This window comes from Pseudomonas sp. 2822-17 (assembly GCF_002742485.1).
Taxonomy (GTDB): Bacteria; Pseudomonadota; Gammaproteobacteria; order Pseudomonadales; family Pseudomonadaceae; genus Aquipseudomonas; species Aquipseudomonas cyclaminis.
Genome location: NZ_LJRZ01000926.1, coordinates 194,489 through 209,115, shown reverse-complemented (window position 1 = coordinate 209,115; position 14,627 = coordinate 194,489). Strand labels below are relative to the sequence as shown.

Annotated in this window: 13 protein-coding genes; 6 read left to right on the top strand and 7 right to left on the bottom strand. The window is 62.2% G+C overall.

The features are described from left to right. Positions 1-394: 394 nt before the first annotated feature. Together AOA60_RS30780 and AOA60_RS30775 are read right to left on the bottom strand one after the other, a co-directional pair. A complete protein-coding gene (locus AOA60_RS30780) occupies positions 395-1,837 on the bottom strand; it encodes an aldehyde dehydrogenase family protein (protein ID WP_099587473.1) in 1,443 nt (480 codons plus the stop codon). Then, positions 1,834-3,459: a 5-guanidino-2-oxopentanoate decarboxylase gene (locus AOA60_RS30775; RefSeq protein ID WP_099587472.1), complete on the bottom strand. Its 1,626-nt coding sequence runs from the start codon at positions 3,457-3,459 to the stop codon at positions 1,834-1,836. Before AOA60_RS30775 ends, AOA60_RS30780 begins: the two co-directional genes overlap by 4 nt. A gap of 110 nt (positions 3,460-3,569) precedes the next feature. On the opposite strand from AOA60_RS30775, the gene AOA60_RS30770 reads away from it, so the two are divergent. Next, positions 3,570-4,448, top strand: a complete 879-nt coding sequence (locus AOA60_RS30770; protein ID WP_099587471.1) for a LysR substrate-binding domain-containing protein — start codon at positions 3,570-3,572, stop codon at positions 4,446-4,448. Between the two features lie 54 nt (positions 4,449-4,502). Here AOA60_RS30770 and AOA60_RS30765 read toward each other — a convergent pair whose 3' ends face one another. Beyond that, complete coding sequence (locus AOA60_RS30765) at positions 4,503-5,117, bottom strand: NAD(P)-dependent oxidoreductase (protein WP_099587470.1); 615 nt, start codon at positions 5,115-5,117, stop codon at positions 4,503-4,505. Positions 5,118-5,151: 34 nt separating this feature from the next. After that, a complete protein-coding gene (locus AOA60_RS30760) occupies positions 5,152-6,018 on the bottom strand; it encodes an MBL fold metallo-hydrolase (protein WP_099587469.1) in 867 nt (288 codons plus the stop codon). Between the two features lie 107 nt (positions 6,019-6,125). Between AOA60_RS30760 and AOA60_RS30755 the strand changes: the two genes are divergently transcribed. Then, the gene (locus tag AOA60_RS30755) at positions 6,126-7,031 is read left to right on the top strand and encodes a LysR family transcriptional regulator (RefSeq protein ID WP_099587468.1); all 906 of its coding nucleotides are present in this window, start codon (positions 6,126-6,128) and stop codon (positions 7,029-7,031) included. 100 nt (positions 7,032-7,131) lie between these two features. Beyond that, a complete protein-coding gene (locus AOA60_RS33130) occupies positions 7,132-7,308 on the top strand; it encodes a hypothetical protein (protein ID WP_177411513.1) in 177 nt (58 codons plus the stop codon). Here AOA60_RS33130 and AOA60_RS30745 read toward each other — a convergent pair. Next, positions 7,301-8,179: a helix-turn-helix domain-containing protein gene (locus tag AOA60_RS30745; protein ID WP_099587466.1), complete on the bottom strand. Its 879-nt coding sequence runs from the start codon at positions 8,177-8,179 to the stop codon at positions 7,301-7,303. The genes AOA60_RS33130 and AOA60_RS30745 overlap by 8 nt on opposite strands. Positions 8,180-8,368: 189 nt before the next feature. Between AOA60_RS30745 and pobA the strand changes: the two genes are divergently transcribed. Both pobA and AOA60_RS30735 read left to right on the top strand, forming a co-directional pair. Beyond that, positions 8,369-9,553, top strand: coding sequence for a 4-hydroxybenzoate 3-monooxygenase (gene pobA, locus AOA60_RS30740; RefSeq protein ID WP_178075441.1), 1,185 nt, complete (start codon positions 8,369-8,371; stop codon positions 9,551-9,553). A 66-nt stretch (positions 9,554-9,619) separates the two neighbouring features. Beyond that, complete coding sequence (locus AOA60_RS30735) at positions 9,620-11,137, top strand: MDR family MFS transporter (protein ID WP_099587464.1); 1,518 nt, start codon at positions 9,620-9,622, stop codon at positions 11,135-11,137. A gap of 71 nt (positions 11,138-11,208) precedes the next feature. Here AOA60_RS30735 and AOA60_RS30730 read toward each other — a convergent pair whose 3' ends face one another. Together AOA60_RS30730 and AOA60_RS30725 are read right to left on the bottom strand one after the other, a co-directional pair. Further along, positions 11,209-12,048, bottom strand: coding sequence for a cache domain-containing protein (locus AOA60_RS30730; protein ID WP_099587463.1), 840 nt, complete (start codon positions 12,046-12,048; stop codon positions 11,209-11,211). A 48-nt stretch (positions 12,049-12,096) separates the two neighbouring features. Beyond that, the gene (locus AOA60_RS30725; RefSeq protein WP_099587462.1) at positions 12,097-12,870 is read right to left on the bottom strand and encodes a transporter substrate-binding domain-containing protein; all 774 of its coding nucleotides are present in this window, start codon (positions 12,868-12,870) and stop codon (positions 12,097-12,099) included. A 343-nt stretch (positions 12,871-13,213) separates the two neighbouring features. On the opposite strand from AOA60_RS30725, the gene AOA60_RS30720 reads away from it, so the two are divergent. After that, positions 13,214-14,584: a glutamine synthetase family protein gene (locus tag AOA60_RS30720; RefSeq protein WP_099587461.1), complete on the top strand. Its 1,371-nt coding sequence runs from the start codon at positions 13,214-13,216 to the stop codon at positions 14,582-14,584. Positions 14,585-14,627: the final 43 nt, after the last annotated feature.

Here is a 14,627-nt window from a genome sequence, read left to right as displayed (position 1 = left end):
TCGCAGGGAGTATCTAAAAAATGCATTTCCCACAAACACCGCAAATCGAAATGTGGGAGGGGGCTTGCCCCCGATAGCCGTGTTTCAGTCTAAGCATCTGTAACTGATCCACCGCTATCGGGGCATGGGTATCTACACAACTCTCAAAGGCTTATACATAACGCTGTGGTGAGCGGGCTTGTCCCGCGCTGGGCTGCGCAGCAGCCCCAAAACCAGGCAACTTGGTTTTTCTGAAAAAACGCGGTGGCTTTGATGGGGCTGCTTCGCAGCCTAGCGCGGGACAAGCCCGCTCACCACAACAGCCCAGTTGCCATAGATTCAGCATCCACGGGAAGTTGTGTAGATACCTATGGCTATCGGGGTCAAGCCCCCTCCCACATGGGTCGCAGCGGTGTCAATTAGACCGAATCACATGCTTGATCTCCTGGAACGCCGCCAACCCCCACGGCCCCAACTCGCGGCCGATGCTGCTCTGCTTATAGCCGCCCCACGCGGTCTGCGGGAAGATCACTTGCGGTGCGTTGATCCACACCAGCCCGGCCTGCAAGGCATTCGCCACCCGTTCGGCGGTCCCGGCGTCGGCGCTGACCACACTGGCCACCAGGCCGAAATCGCTGTCGTTGGCCAGGGCAATCGCCTCATCCTCAGTCGCGAAACGTCGTACACACAGCACCGGGCCGAAGATTTCCTCGTTCCATAACGCGCTGTCCAGCGGCACCTCGGTGAACACGGTCGGGCGGATGAAAAAACCTGTCGCCAGAGCTGCCGGACGTTCACCGCCGCACAGCAATCGCGCGCCGTCCTCGATGCCACGCTGGATATGCGCCTGTACCCGTTGATACTGCGCGCGGTTGATCAGCGCGCCCATTTCCACGTCCTCGGCAAACGGGTCCGCCACGTGAATCCCTTCAGCCCGCACCTGCAGGCGTTGCAGGAATTCATCCGCCAGGCTGTCGGCCACCAGTACGCGACTTGTCGCGGAACACATTTGCCCGGCATTGAAAAATCCACCGCCACACGCCAGTTCTACCGCCAAGTCCAGATCAGCATCCGCCAGCACCAGCAACGAAGATTTTCCGCCCAGTTCCAGGCTGACGCCCTTGATGGTTTCGGCGGCGCGTTGCATCACCTGCACGCCCACTGCATTGCTGCCGGTGAAGGAAATCTTCGCCACGCGACGGTCCGCTGCCAGTGGCGCCCCGACCGCCAGGCCCGTGCCGCAGACCAGGTTGAACACGCCGGCGGGCAGCCCGGAATCGGCGATGATCCGCGCCAATTGCAGCTCCGTCAGCGGCGTGACCTCCGAGGGTTTAAGCACCACGCAGCAGCCGGCGGCGAGGGCGGGGGCGAGTTTCCAGGCGGTGGTTACCATGGGGAAATTCCACGGCACGATCAGCCCCACCACGCCACAGGGTTCACGGCGCAGGCGAGCGCTGAAATCATCGCCGGGCAGCGCCACCGGGCGGTCTTGCCCGGCGTCCAGGTCCTCGGCGACAGCTGCGTAGTACTCGAAGGTGGCAATCACGTCGTCCACATCGATGCCGGCCTCAAACAGCGGCTTGCCGTTGTTGCGCGACTGCAGGTGCATCAACGGTTCGCGCTGTTCGCGCACGCCCTGGGCGATGTTGCGCAACAGGGCACCGCGTTCGTGGCCGGTGGTTTTTGACCACTCGGTAAACGCCCGGCTGGCGGCGTCGACGGCCTGGGTCACGGCAACACTGTCGCCTGCGCTGACCTCGGCCAAGCGGGTTTCGGTCGCCGGGTTGATCACCTCCAGCACGTCATGGCCTGCACGCCATTCGCCGTCGATATACACACCGTTTATGACTGCGTTCATACCGCGACCTCCTTCATCCAAAGCCCCTGGTCGATTTCAATCAGCGTCGGCCCTTGGCGCTCAGCGGCGGCCAGCAGTGCGCTGTGCAAAGATCCGACGCCCTGGATGCGTTCAGCCGCGCAACCCAGGGCCTTGGCCACGCCGATAAAGTCCGGCGTGTAGATGTCTACGCCGACCGGCTCGATGGCGCGGTTGAGCATGTATTTCTTGATCTCCTCATAGCCCTGGTTATTCCACAGCAACACGATGATCGGCGTGCGGGCTTCCACCGCGCTGGCCAGCTCCGGCAGGCTGAACTGCAGGCCGCCGTCGCCGATCAGGCACACCACCGGTTGCCCATCGCCGCGCCCCAGCCAGGCGCCGATGGCGGCGGGCAAAGCGTATCCCAAGGTGCCGTAGCCGGTGGAGGAGTTGAACCAGCGGCGCGGGTGGTCGAGGTTGAGGGTCAGGTTGCCGCTGTACACCGGTTGGGTAGAGTCGCCGACCATGACGACGCCGGGCAGTGTCTCCAGGACCGTGTTGAGCAACAGGGTTTGCGCGCGGGTCGCGGCGTCCCAGGTGGGCGTCAGTTCAGCCCACAAACGGGCGACGCGCTCGCCGCCCCAACTGCTGCAGCGCGGCGGTAACGATGTGCTGTCCAACTCGGCCAGCAAGGCTTCGGCGGCGATTTGCGCATCGGCGACCAATGCAACTTGAGGGGGGTAGTTGCGCACGGTCTGGTCGGGGTCGATGTCGATGCGCAGCAGCGCGCCGGGAATGTCAAAGCCGCCGGCGAAGGTCACGTCGTAATCGGTTTCCCCAAGCTCCGTGCCGATGGCCAGCACCACGTCGGCTTCGGCGACCAATGCGCGGGTGGCGACCAAAGTCTGTGTCGAGCCGATCAGCAACGGGTGCGCGGCGGGCAGCAGGCCTTTGGCGTTGATGGTCAGCGCCACTGGCGCGCCGAGGGTTTCGGCGAGGCGGGTCAACGCGCAGGCGGCATCGATGGCGCCGCCTCCGGCGAGAATCAGCGGACGCTTGGCGCAGGCCAGTAACTGAGCCATCTGTTTGATCGCCGCAGGTGCGGCACCCGCACGCGCCACGTTGATCGGCTCGCTGCCCAGCAGGGCGTCGGCGTTTTCCACCAGTACATCCAACGGGATCTCGATATGCACCGGGCGCGGCCGACCTGCCTGGAACAGCGCAAACGCCCTTGCCAGCACACCTGGCAACTCCGCCGCCGACATCAAGGTATGGGAGAACGCCGCCACGCCCGCGATCATCGCGCTCTGGTTCGGCAGTTCATGCAACTTGCCGCGCCCGCCGCCCAACTGGCTGCGTGATTGCACGCTGGAAATCACCAGCATCGGGATCGAGTCGGCGTAGGCCTGGCCCATGGCCGTGGTGATGTTGGTCATGCCGGGGCCGGTGATGATGAAACACACGCCGGGCTTGCCGCGGGTACGCGCATAGCCGTCGGCCATGAACCCGGCGCCTTGCTCGTGGCGCGGGGTGACGTGACGGATGCTGGAACGGGCCAGGCCACGATACAGTTCCACGGTGTGCACGCCGAGGATGCCAAACACCTGGTCCACGCCGTAGCCTTCGAGGAGTTTGACCAACACTTCGCCGCAGGTCGCCATACAGGTCGCTCTTGTTATGGATTCGAGGCGGTATTGGAACGGCTGGCCCATAGCGGCAACAATCGATTAAAAGTCATACTAGCCATGTCCTCACGTCATGGCTGAACCCGATGAAACGCCTTCCACCGCTGCCCGCGCTGCACACCTTCTGGGTCACGGCCCAGTGCTGCAATTTCACCCGCGCAGCCGAGCAACTGCACATTACCCAGGGCGCGGTGAGCCGGCAGATCGCCGGGCTGGAAAGCCACTTGGGTTACGCCCTGTTCCAGCGTCAGGCGCGGGGCTTGAGCCTGACCGAAGAGGGGCGCGAATGGTCACTGCGGGCGCAGCAGGTGTTTGGCTTGCTCGGTGACGCCGTGGAGCTGATCGGCAATCGCCGCCAGACCTTGCAGCTCAAGGCGTCCACCTGCGTGATGCGCTGGTTGCTGCCGCGCTTGATGCAGTGGCAAAAGGAGCGTCCGGACGTGCCGGTGGAGCTCACCACCACCGTGGCCTACACCGTGGATTTTCGCCGCGAGCAGTTCGACGCAGCGGTGATCTACGCACCCATCGCCGAACAGTCCGCCGAGGCGCGGCATTTGTTCGACGAGCAACTCACGCCAGTCTGCGCGCCGGGTTTACTGACGGGCTTGCACGCACCGCAGGATTTGCAGCAACAGGTGCTGCTGCATCCCACGCGGGATGAGCGGGATTGGGCGTTATGGTTGAAGGCGGCGAATACCCATGTGAGCAACCTGAGCCAGGGTCATCATTTCGAAACGCTGGACTTGGCAATGACGGTGGCCTCCCAGGGTTCCGGGGTGGCGATTGGCGATAGCGCGTTGATTGGCGAGGACGTGAAGGCGGGACGGTTGGTCATGCCGTTCGCACTGCGGGTGTCGACGGGGATGGGGTATTACCTGGTGTATCCGCCGGGGACGAAGCCGTCGACCGGGCTTGAAGCGCTGATGGATTGGTTGGTGAGCCAGGCGCAATTTCCAGAACACTGAAAGGCAAATGTGGGAGGGGGCAAGCCCCCTCCCACATTTCTTGACCTAGTTGTGTCAGTAACCGACGGTGAAGCGCTGACGCGAATTTTTTGGCGTTTCTACTTCGTCGATTAGTGCAATCGCATAGTCGGAGAAGCTGATCCAGCTTCTTCCTTTCTCACTTATGAGCAAGTGGTCTTGCCCCAACCTGAAGTCGCCAGTGCGGAGACCTTCAACGAACTCCGCAGAGGGCGAGAGAAAGGACCAATCCAACTCCTTTTCTTGACGCAGTTTGTCGAGAAACACACTGCCAGCACTTGCTTCAGCCCGATATTCCTCAGGGAATCCGGCGCTGTCGATGACGCGCTCTCCCGTCGGCAACAACAACGAGCCAGCGCCTCCCACTACCAATAGGCGCTTCACACCGGCGTTCTTCACCGGACCGATCAACGCCTCGGCTGGCACGGTCGCGAAGTGTGCGGCACTGATTACCACATCACTTCCACTGACAGCTTTTTGCAGCTCGTCAGCATTCAAGGCATCAGCTTTTTTGACGGTCACACCTGGCTTCACATCGATGGATTCGGTATTGCGCGCGATAGCCACCACGCTGTGTCCACGACGCAACGCTTCTTCCAGCAATTGACTGCCGGCACGGCCTGTGGCCCCAATGATTGCGATCTTGCTCATGACGTTCTCCAGTACGGTTAAGGTGTGAGAGGTTTCACCACTTCATTTCGCCCTTGGCGACTTTTGCACTCAGCTCCAGGGAGCTTTCGTCGGCCAGGGTGGGGTAACGCGTTTTCATGGCTGCGATGAGGGCGGTGGAGTCTTTGGCCTTGGCCGTTTCTACGTCGAAGGCCTTGATGTAGTCAGCAGTAAATTTGACCGAAGCCAGGGACGGCGTACCCAGGTAGTGACCGGGAATCACGGTGCGCGGTTTCAGGTTTTCGATGCGTTGCAGGGTGGCCAGCCAGTCCTTGTGGGATTGCGCGCCTTGGGTGTCGGCCATCCACAGGTGAATGTTTTCGGCGACCACGACGCCACCAACCACGGCCTTGATCGACGGGATCCATACAAAGCTGCGATCCGGCTGCGGGCCGTCCAGGCCGATCACCTCCAACTGCTTACCTTCCAGCGTCAGGCTGTGGCCTTGCAGCACCTGCGGCACGATGGTTTTAGCCGGTTTGTCGGCGCCCATTTTCGGGCCCCAGAACTCAAGTTTGCCGGCCACGGTGGCGTTGATATGGTCGACCACCGGTTGTGGCGCGAGCACTTTGGCCTCCGGGAACGCAGCCGTCAGGGTGTCGAGGCCGAAGTAGTAATCCGGGTCGCCATGGCTGATGTAGATGGTGGTCAGGTGTTTGCCGCTGGCGCGGATCTTCTGTACCAGTTGCTCGGCCTGGCCTTTGCCGAATTGTGCGTCCACCAGGATCGCGTCTTTGGCGCCGCTGACCAGCACCGAGGTCACTGGGAAAATCGCCGCTTCGCCAGGGTTGTACACATCGAGGGTCAGGTCGGCCGCCGACGCATGGGCGGCAAATGCCAGGGCGGCGGTGGCCAGAGTCAAGCGCTTGAGGGTTGAGAACATCGGACAGCTCCAGCAATCGGTTCAAAGGATGCACAGAGCTTAGTTGCACCAAACGGGACTAAAAATGCGATGCTGGAACATAGTTTGTTTCTGAAATCGGGCAAATCATGGATCGTCTTCAAGCAATGCGCGTGTTTGTCACCGTGGTGGACCTGGGCAGCCAGTCTGCCGCCGCCGACCACCTGGACCTGTCGCGCCCGGTCGTCTCACGTTACCTGGCCGAGCTGGAAGACTGGGTTGGTGCGCGTCTGATGCACCGCACTACGCGCAAACTCAGCCTCACGGCGGCGGGCAGCGAAACCCTGCCGCGCTGCCGACAATTGCTGGAGTTGTGCGGCGACATGCAGGCCGCCGTCAGCGAACCGGATGACGCGCCCCGTGGCCTGCTGCGCCTGAGCGTCAGCACCTCGTTCGGTCAGGCGCAATTGGCCGAGGCCATTGCCGACTACGTCAAGCGCTACCCCTTGGTCACTGTCGACCTGCAGATGCTCGACCGCACGGTGAACCTGGTGGATGAACGCATCGACCTGGCCATCCGCACCAGTAATGACCTGGACCCGAACCTGATCGCACGGCGCCTGACGGTCTGTCGCTCCGTGGTCTGCGCCACCCCGGCGTACCTGCGCGAGCTTCCGGCCCCGCAAAAAGTCGAAGACCTGGCCCGGCACAACTGCCTGACCCACTCGTACTTCGGCAAAAACCTGTGGCATTTCGAGGAGCATGGCGAGCACGTGTCGGTGCCAGTGCACGGCAATATCACGGCCAACGAGGCCAGCACGCTGTTACGCCTGACGCTGGCCGGCGCCGGGGTGGCCATGCTGCCCAGTTACCAGGCCGGCGATCACATCCGCCGTGGCGAACTGGTGCGCCTGCTGCCCCACGCCGAGCCTCGGCAGATGAATATCTACGCGGTCTACGCCTCACGCAAACACATGCCGTCGGCGCTGCGCAGCCTGCTGGATTTCCTGGTATTGAGATTCCCTGAAGAGCCGGCGTGGGACGTCGGTCTGTAAGGCGACATAAGCCTGTTGAATGTCGTCCAATAATGGCAACTCGTCCTGGCTGGCCTATGCTTTAAACAGCACCGTGTGGATCCGTCCAGAGGTCTGTGCCATGAGCATTAAAACCAGAAAATACCTGATGATTGTCACCCTCTGCGCCTTGGCCAGTGCGCTGTACGGGACTGCCGCCTACCGCGTCGAACAGACCCGCATGCAGCCGACCTTTGCGATCAGCTGCCATCAGGACCAATGCGTGCCCCACACCGGCAGTTTCAGCGCGCTCAGGTAGCCGGCGATTCGGCTTTGAGTTGCTCGCGAAACGCCTTGGGTGAGAACCCGACGCGTCGGCGAAACAGCCGAGAGAAGTTGGTCGGGTCGGAGAACCCCAGCACCTCCGACATTTCATTGATGGTCATGCTGGTGTAAGTCAGCAGGCGCTTGGCCTCCAGCAATTGGCGGTCATGCATGATCTGCAACGCAGGCTGCCCACCCAGTTCCCGACATGTTCCATTCAAGTGTGAGACCGAGATACCCAGCTTGTGGGCCAGATCCTCAATCTTCGGGTGTTCCCGATAGTGCTGTTCGACCAATTGGGTAAACCGCCGGAAATACTCGCGGCCCCTTGGCGCGCGCGGATGGCGGCGCTGGATGGCCTGGCGGCTGACCCACACCAGCAGCACGCTGACCAGGGCGTGCATCATCATGTCCCGGGCCGGTTGGTCGTCGGCGTATTCGTCCTGCAGGCGGGCGAACTGGGCGTTGAGGTAGTCACTGTCCTTGCCGGCCGGGTAACTTCCCAAGGTTTGCAAACCGCCCGCCGTGGCACCCAGTTGTGCCTGCAAGTGGCTCACCAGTGGCGCTGAGAGTGTCACCACATACCCTTCGACATCTTCGGCAAAACGAAAGCCATGCACGCACAACGGCGGCAATACCTGCAGCGTGGCTTCGTTGAGCGTGGTGCGCTGGCCTTCGATTTCCAGTTGGGCCTGGCCCTTGTGCACATACAGCAGCTGGCACAGATCCGCGTGCCGGTGGGGTTGGATTTCCCACTGGTATTCCCGACTGCGCCGGGAAATGGTTTCGCAGTGCAACAAATCGGGGGTCGGCCATTGCTGGTTTTCCCCGTAAAGCTTGAAGACCGGAATCGCAGTGTCTGTCATGGTTTCAATCCGATACTCAGGACGGTTGTGCGGTAATCGCCCAAATTGGCAAAAAGCGCAGGGTTTGTCGCAGTTTTCACCTTCTTATGCCGTTCACTCAAGTGAAAAATGTCAGCCATAAGATCAATGACAACTCTTTCACTTGATCCGTTCGAGTGGAACTTGCGGGCGATAAAAATAATGAAAACGCTGAAAACCCAAGTCGCCATTATCGGCGCCGGTCCTTCTGGACTGTTGCTCGGCCAGCTGCTGCACAATGCCGGCATCGAGACCCTTATCCTAGAGCGCCAGAGCGCCGATTACGTGCAAGGCCGCATCCGCGCCGGGGTGCTGGAGCAAGGCATGGTCGACCTGCTGCGCCAGGCGGGTGTCAGCCAACGCATGGATGCCGAAGGCCTGGTGCATGATGGCTTTGAGTTGGCGCTGGACGGGCATCTCACCCACATCGACCTCAAGGCCCTGACCGGCGGCCAATCGGTGATGATCTACGGCCAGACCGAAGTCACCCGCGACCTGATGGCCGCCCGTGACGCGGCCGGCGCCGTCACGTTCTACGAAGCACGTGACGTGCAGCCCCATGATCTTAAAACTGATCGACCCTGGCTGACCTTCGAACACCAGGGCGAGGCGTTCCGTCTGGAGTGCGATTACATCGCCGGCTGTGATGGTTTCCACGGCGTGGCGCGCCAGTCGATCCCGGCTGAGTCACTGAAAATCTTTGAGCGCGTCTACCCCTTCGGCTGGCTGGGCATCCTCGCCGACACCCCGCCAGTACACGACGAACTGGTGTACGCCAAGCACCCCCGTGGCTTTGCCCTGTGCAGCATGCGCTCGCCGACCCGCAGCCGTTATTACCTGCAAGTGCCTGCCGAAGAACCGTTGGACGAATGGTCGGACGAACGCTTTTGGGATGAATTGAAACCCCGCCTGCCCAGCCGCCTGGCCGAGCAGTTGGTCACCGGCCCATCGATTGAAAAAAGCATCGCGCCGCTGCGCAGTTTTGTGGTGGAACCGATGCAGTACGGGCGCCTGTTCCTGCTCGGGGATGCCGCGCATATCGTCCCGCCCACCGGCGCCAAGGGCCTGAACCTGGCGGCCAGTGATGTGAGCACCTTGTTCCGGATTCTGCTCAAGGTCTATGGCGAGGGGCGCGTGGATTTGCTGGAGCGCTATTCGGCCATTTGCCTGCGCCGGGTGTGGAAGGCCGAGCGGTTTTCGTGGTGGATGACCTCGATGCTGCATCAATTCCCGGAGGCGGACGGTTTCAGCCAGCGCATCGCCCAAAGTGAACTGGAGTACTTCATCCACTCCGAAGCCGGGCGCAAAACCATTGCGGAAAATTACGTCGGGCTTCCTTACGAGGCTATCGAATAGCCTGCTATCGTATTCAGCATTCCCGTGGGCCGTCTTTTCCTACGGGCCTTGCTTGAAGGTTCTGTCGTGACTCAGCTCAATCAGCCTACGCCACCGCTCCCGGCGGTGCGCAGTATCCTCGCCTCGTTGATGATGGCGATCTTTCTCGGCGCCTTGGACCAGACCATCGTCGCCGTGTCCATGCCCGCTATCTCCGCGCAATTTCACGACGTCAACCTGCTGGCCTGGGTGATCTCCGGCTACATGGTGGCAATGACGGTGGCGGTGCCGATCTACGGCAAGCTCGGCGACCTGTACGGGCGCCGGCCGATGATGCTGATCGGCATGGGCTTGTTTACCGTAGCATCGCTGTTCTGTGGCATGGCGCAAAACATGGAGCAACTGGTGCTGGCGCGGGTGCTGCAGGGCATCGGTGCTGGCGGCATGATCTCGGTGAGCCAGGCGATCATCGGCGACATCATCCCGCCCCGTGAGCGTGGGCGCTACCAGGGCTATTTCAGCAGCATGTACGCAGTGGCCAGCGTGGCCGGGCCGGTGTTGGGCGGTTACATGACCGAGTATCTGTCGTGGCGCTGGGTGTTCTTGATCAACCTGCCGCTGGGCGCCGGCGCCTGGTATGTGGCGCATCGCACGCTGGTAGGGCTGCCGGTGCCGCAGCGCAAGCCGATCATCGATTACCTCGGCACCGTATTGATGATCGTCGGCCTGACCGCCTTGTTGCTGGGTATTACCGAAATCGGCCAGGGCCATCATTGGCGTGACCCTGAGGTGCTGGGCCTGCTGGCCTGCGCGCTGGTGGCGTTGACGCTGTTTGTGTGGCACGAGCGCCGTGCGCGGGAGCCCTTGCTGCCGATGCACTTGTTCGTCAACCGCAGCGCAGTGTTGTGCTGGTGCACGGTGTTTTTCACCAGTTTCCAGGCGATTTCCCTGACGGTGCTGATGCCCCTGCGCTTTCAGACCGTAACCGGGGGCGGTGCCGACAGTGCGGCCTTGCACTTGTTGCCCCTGGCGATTGGCTTGCCGATTGGCGCGTATTCCGCCGGGCGCATGACCTCAGTGACCGGGCGCTATAAACCGATGATTCTCAGTGGCGCACTGTTAAGCCCGCTGGCAATCCTGGGCATGGCCTTCAGTGCGCCCCAGGATGTGCTGCTGACCGGTGTGTTCATGCTGCTGTGCGGGATCGCCGCCGGGATGCAATTCCCCACCTCCCTGGTGGGCTCGCAAAACTCGGTGGAACAGCGCGACATCGGCGTCGCCACCAGCACCACCAACCTGTTCCGTTCCCTTGGCGGTGCGGTGGGCGTGGCGTGCATGTCGGCGCTGCTGCTGGCGTTGTTGCAGGATTCGAGCTTCGCGCATCTGGCCAGCGGTGCGCTGGTGGCCGAGGGCAGTTCTGGCAATGTGCTGCTCGACGGTCTGAACGCCGCGCCAGGCCCGGCGCAGGATGCACTGCGCGGGGAGTTGGGGGTGACGTTCAGGCATTTGCTGATGGTCAGTGCGGCGGTGTCGTTGCTGGGGTTGGCGGCGGCGATTGCGATGCCGAATCGGGTGCTGCGCGGGCGGGAAGACAAAGCGAAGTAACTGGCGCGATAGAGCTCAACGTGTGGGAGGGAGCAAGCGCCCTCCCATAATTTCAGGCATCCGCGTCCAGATCACGGGCTGTAGTAACCCACCGCAACCATGAAATGCCCGGCCTTGCGCACATAGGCATGCTTGTTCTCGACCTTGTCCGTCACCGGGTTTTTCCAGCGGTATTTGTACTCCCCCTGATCCTGCTCCGCCATCAGCTTGAGGATCGGCTCCCCCACCGGTCTGCCGTCCGGGTCCTTGATCTTGCTGAAGTCGGTGTTGATCAGCCGCAGGGTGGTGCCGTGGGCCACGTAGCGTTGGGTGTCCAGGTCGACCACGAACACATAGAGATCATCCTGCAGGAAGCCGCCCTGCAATGAGTTGATGGCCTTGAGCGTACCGGCTTCATCCTTGAGCAACGCGTTGACCGCTTTGTTGCGCAAGGCCCGGGCCTGTTCCGGGGTCGCCCGTGGCAGGTAATAGCCCACGGCCAGGATGCGTTCACCCACCCGCTGATAAAACACGTGCTTGTGCTCGACCTTGCCGTCGTTCCAGTTCTGCCAGCGATAATCCGCCTGCTGGATGCCCTGGCCTTGCGGTGTCGTGAGCGCGGTCTTGAACGACTCGCGCAAGTCCGGCCCCAATACCTCGTTGACGTCCCGGCCGATCAACGCGGAGGAGGGACCGCCGCTGGCCAGCAGTACGCCCTGGGTATCGATCACGAACACGTAACGGTCCTGGTCGATAAATTCCCCTTGGCGGCTGAACGCGGCAAAGGCCTTGTCGCCATTGCTCTGGTAGTAGGCCAGGGCTTTTTCCAGCAGGGCCTTGGCCGCCTGCGCGTCCTCATCCTGAGTTGTGGCGGCGTGCACTTGGCTGAAACACAACAGCAGCAGCCAGGTGACGCGGAGCATTCCCTTCATGGTCCGTCCTCGTTTTTATTGATGTGACAAGAGCGTAGACGGCCTTGGCTAGGGCGCTGCCAACCATTGGTCGACAATGCCTTGGTACACACCGGTCGCGACGCTCAGGTGCAACCACTGGTCGACATAGCTTTTCCAGGCCACGTCATCGCGGGGCAGCAAAAAGGCTTTTTCGCTGTACTGCATCTGCCGCTCAGGGTTGACTGCACACAGGCCGGGCTTTTGCTTCTGCTGGTAACGGGCTTCGCTGGCGTCGGTGATCATGACGTCTGCCTTGCCAGCGAGCAGTTCGTCGAAGATGGTCACGTTGTCGTGCAGGCGGATCTGCGCCTGGCCCAGGTGGGCACGGGCAAACACTTCATTGGTGCCGCCTGCCGGTTCGATCACCCGTACCTGGGGCTGGTTGATCTGCTCGACAGTCTGGTAGCGCTGCACATCGGCGCAGCGCACCAGCGGAATCTTGCCGTCGACGCCAAGGGACTGGCTGAAGAAGGCTTTTTTCTGACGCTCCAGGGACACCGAAATCCCCCCGACGGCGATATCGCAGCGTTGCGCGAGGAAGTCCGGCATCAGGGTTTTCCAGGTGGTGGGCACCCAGGTGATCTTCGCGTTGAGGCTCTTGGCCAGGGACTCGGCCATGGCAATGTCGATGCCTTCATAGGTGCCATCAGCGCGCAGCTTGGTGTAGGGCGTGTAGTCGCCGGTGGTGCATACGCTGAGGGTGCCGCGCTGGAGCACCTCGTCGAGGCGTGACGGGGCAGTGTCGGCAAGGGCGCTGGTGGCCAGGCTCGCCAGTACACACAGGGCTAAGGGTGCTTTCATGCGGTCGAGTCCTTGGGGCAGGTGGGGGCAGCCATTATTTCCAGCGCGGGGCAGGGTGGCAAGGCGTGGCGAATGTTTAGCCGGCGCGTAACCAAACTCCGTCATCCCTGAATTTACGCGCCTATCCCGGCGTGTGAGGCTGCGGGCATCTCCATCACCGTGATGCGCCCATGGACGGTTCCGCCGCCACCCACCTCGCGACACTGCCGTCCATACTGGCATTCTGGGCGCTGTTCCATTGCCGGCATGCGCGCCCGCCGGATGCCTTTCTCCTACGTTGATTTACCCCATGGATGACGCGCCTGTGTGCGCATCTGCCTGAAGCAAACGTATGAGAAACCCTATGCGCGATTTCGCCAGCCTGCACGAAGCCCACTCTTTCCTTGAGCAGCACCCGGACATCGAAATGTTCGAGCTGTTTATCCTCGACAACAACGGCGTACCGCGTGGCAAGTTGCTGCACCGCGATGAACTGCTGGCGGTGTATGAAAGCGGCCGGCCATTGCCCAGCACCATCCTCGGCCTGACCATCAATGGCGATGACGTCGAGAACTCCGGCCTGGTGTGGGAGGTGGGTGATATCGACTGCCGCGCCTACCCCATCAGCGGCAGTTTGCAGCGCATGCCGTGGCGGCTGATCCCCACCGCAGCGGTGCAAGTCAGCATGCACCCCACCGAAGGCCTGCCCGCCACCGTGGCCGACCCCCGGCATGTGCTGGCCAGGGTCATCGATGGGCTCAACGCCGATGGCTATTACCCGGTGATGGCGGCCGAGCTGGAGTTCTACCTGCTCGACCAGAAGCCCGACAGCCACGGCCGCCCGCAACCAGCGCGGGATAGGGATGGCGGTCGCCCGCGTTCGACCCAGGTCTACGGCCTGCGCGAACTGGAGCAGATCGAGCCCTTCCTCGCCGACCTCTACAGCGCCTGCAAGCTGCAAGGCATCCCGGCGCGCACGGCCATCTCCGAATACGCCCCCGGCCAAGTGGAAATCACCCTGGAACACCGCGCCGATGCGCTGCAAGCCATGGACGAAGCAGTGCGCTACAAGCGCCTGGTCAAGGGCGTGGCGCACAAGCACGGGATGACGGCGTGCTTCATGGCCAAACCGTTCGACGATCTGGCAGGCACCGGCATGCACATGCACGTCAGCCTGGCGGATGCCCAAGGCCATAACCTGTTCGCCAGCGAGGCGGCCGACGGCACGCCGCTGCTGCGTCAGGCCGTGGGCGGGATGCTCGGCACCTTGCTCGATTCCCTGCTGATGTTCTGCCCCAACGCCAATTCCTATCGCCGCTTCCAAACCAACAGCTACGCGCCCCTGGCCGTCACCTGGGGCGTGGACAACCGCACCGTCAGCCTGCGCGTGCCCGGTGGCCCGGCACATTCGCGGCATATCGAACACCGCATCTGCGGCGCTGACGCCAACCCTTATCTGGCCGCTGCCGCGATCCTGGCCGGCATTCACCGAGGTATCCGCGAACAGCGCGACCCCGGCGCGCCGGTGGAAGGCAACGGCTACGCCCAGGCCACGGAGTTTCTGCCCACCGATTGGCTCACCACCTTGCGTGCGCTGGAAGGCTCAAGCTGGGCCAGAGAGGCGTTTGGCAGTGAATTCCTCGGTGTGTACCTGGCGGTAAAACGCGCTGAGTATCGCCAGTTCATGGGCGAGGTGGGCGAGCAGGATTGGCGTTGGTACCTGCATCAGGCCTGAGTAGATGAAGGGGAGTGGACGCTTCGACCTTTTTTTCACGTTG

Bases quoted from the DNA above. Each gene is read 5' to 3' on its own strand.
- AOA60_RS30780 (WP_099587473.1), bottom strand. From the start codon at position 1,837: ATGAACGCAGTCATAAACGGTGTGTATATCGACGGCGAATGGCGTGCA.
- AOA60_RS30775 (WP_099587472.1), bottom strand. From the start codon at position 3,459: ATGGCGACCTGCGGCGAAGTGTTGGTCAAACTCCTCGAAGGCTACGGC.
- AOA60_RS30770 (WP_099587471.1), top strand. From the start codon at position 3,570: ATGAAACGCCTTCCACCGCTGCCCGCGCTGCACACCTTCTGGGTCACG.
- AOA60_RS30765 (WP_099587470.1), bottom strand. From the start codon at position 5,117: ATGAGCAAGATCGCAATCATTGGGGCCACAGGCCGTGCCGGCAGTCAA.
- AOA60_RS30760 (WP_099587469.1), bottom strand. From the start codon at position 6,018: ATGTTCTCAACCCTCAAGCGCTTGACTCTGGCCACCGCCGCCCTGGCA.
- AOA60_RS30755 (WP_099587468.1), top strand. From the start codon at position 6,126: ATGGATCGTCTTCAAGCAATGCGCGTGTTTGTCACCGTGGTGGACCTG.
- AOA60_RS33130 (WP_177411513.1), top strand. From the start codon at position 7,132: ATGAGCATTAAAACCAGAAAATACCTGATGATTGTCACCCTCTGCGCC.
- AOA60_RS30745 (WP_099587466.1), bottom strand. From the start codon at position 8,179: ATGACAGACACTGCGATTCCGGTCTTCAAGCTTTACGGGGAAAACCAG.
- AOA60_RS30730 (WP_099587463.1), bottom strand. From the start codon at position 12,048: ATGAAGGGAATGCTCCGCGTCACCTGGCTGCTGCTGTTGTGTTTCAGC.
- AOA60_RS30725 (WP_099587462.1), bottom strand. From the start codon at position 12,870: ATGAAAGCACCCTTAGCCCTGTGTGTACTGGCGAGCCTGGCCACCAGC.
- AOA60_RS30720 (WP_099587461.1), top strand. From the start codon at position 13,214: ATGCGCGATTTCGCCAGCCTGCACGAAGCCCACTCTTTCCTTGAGCAG.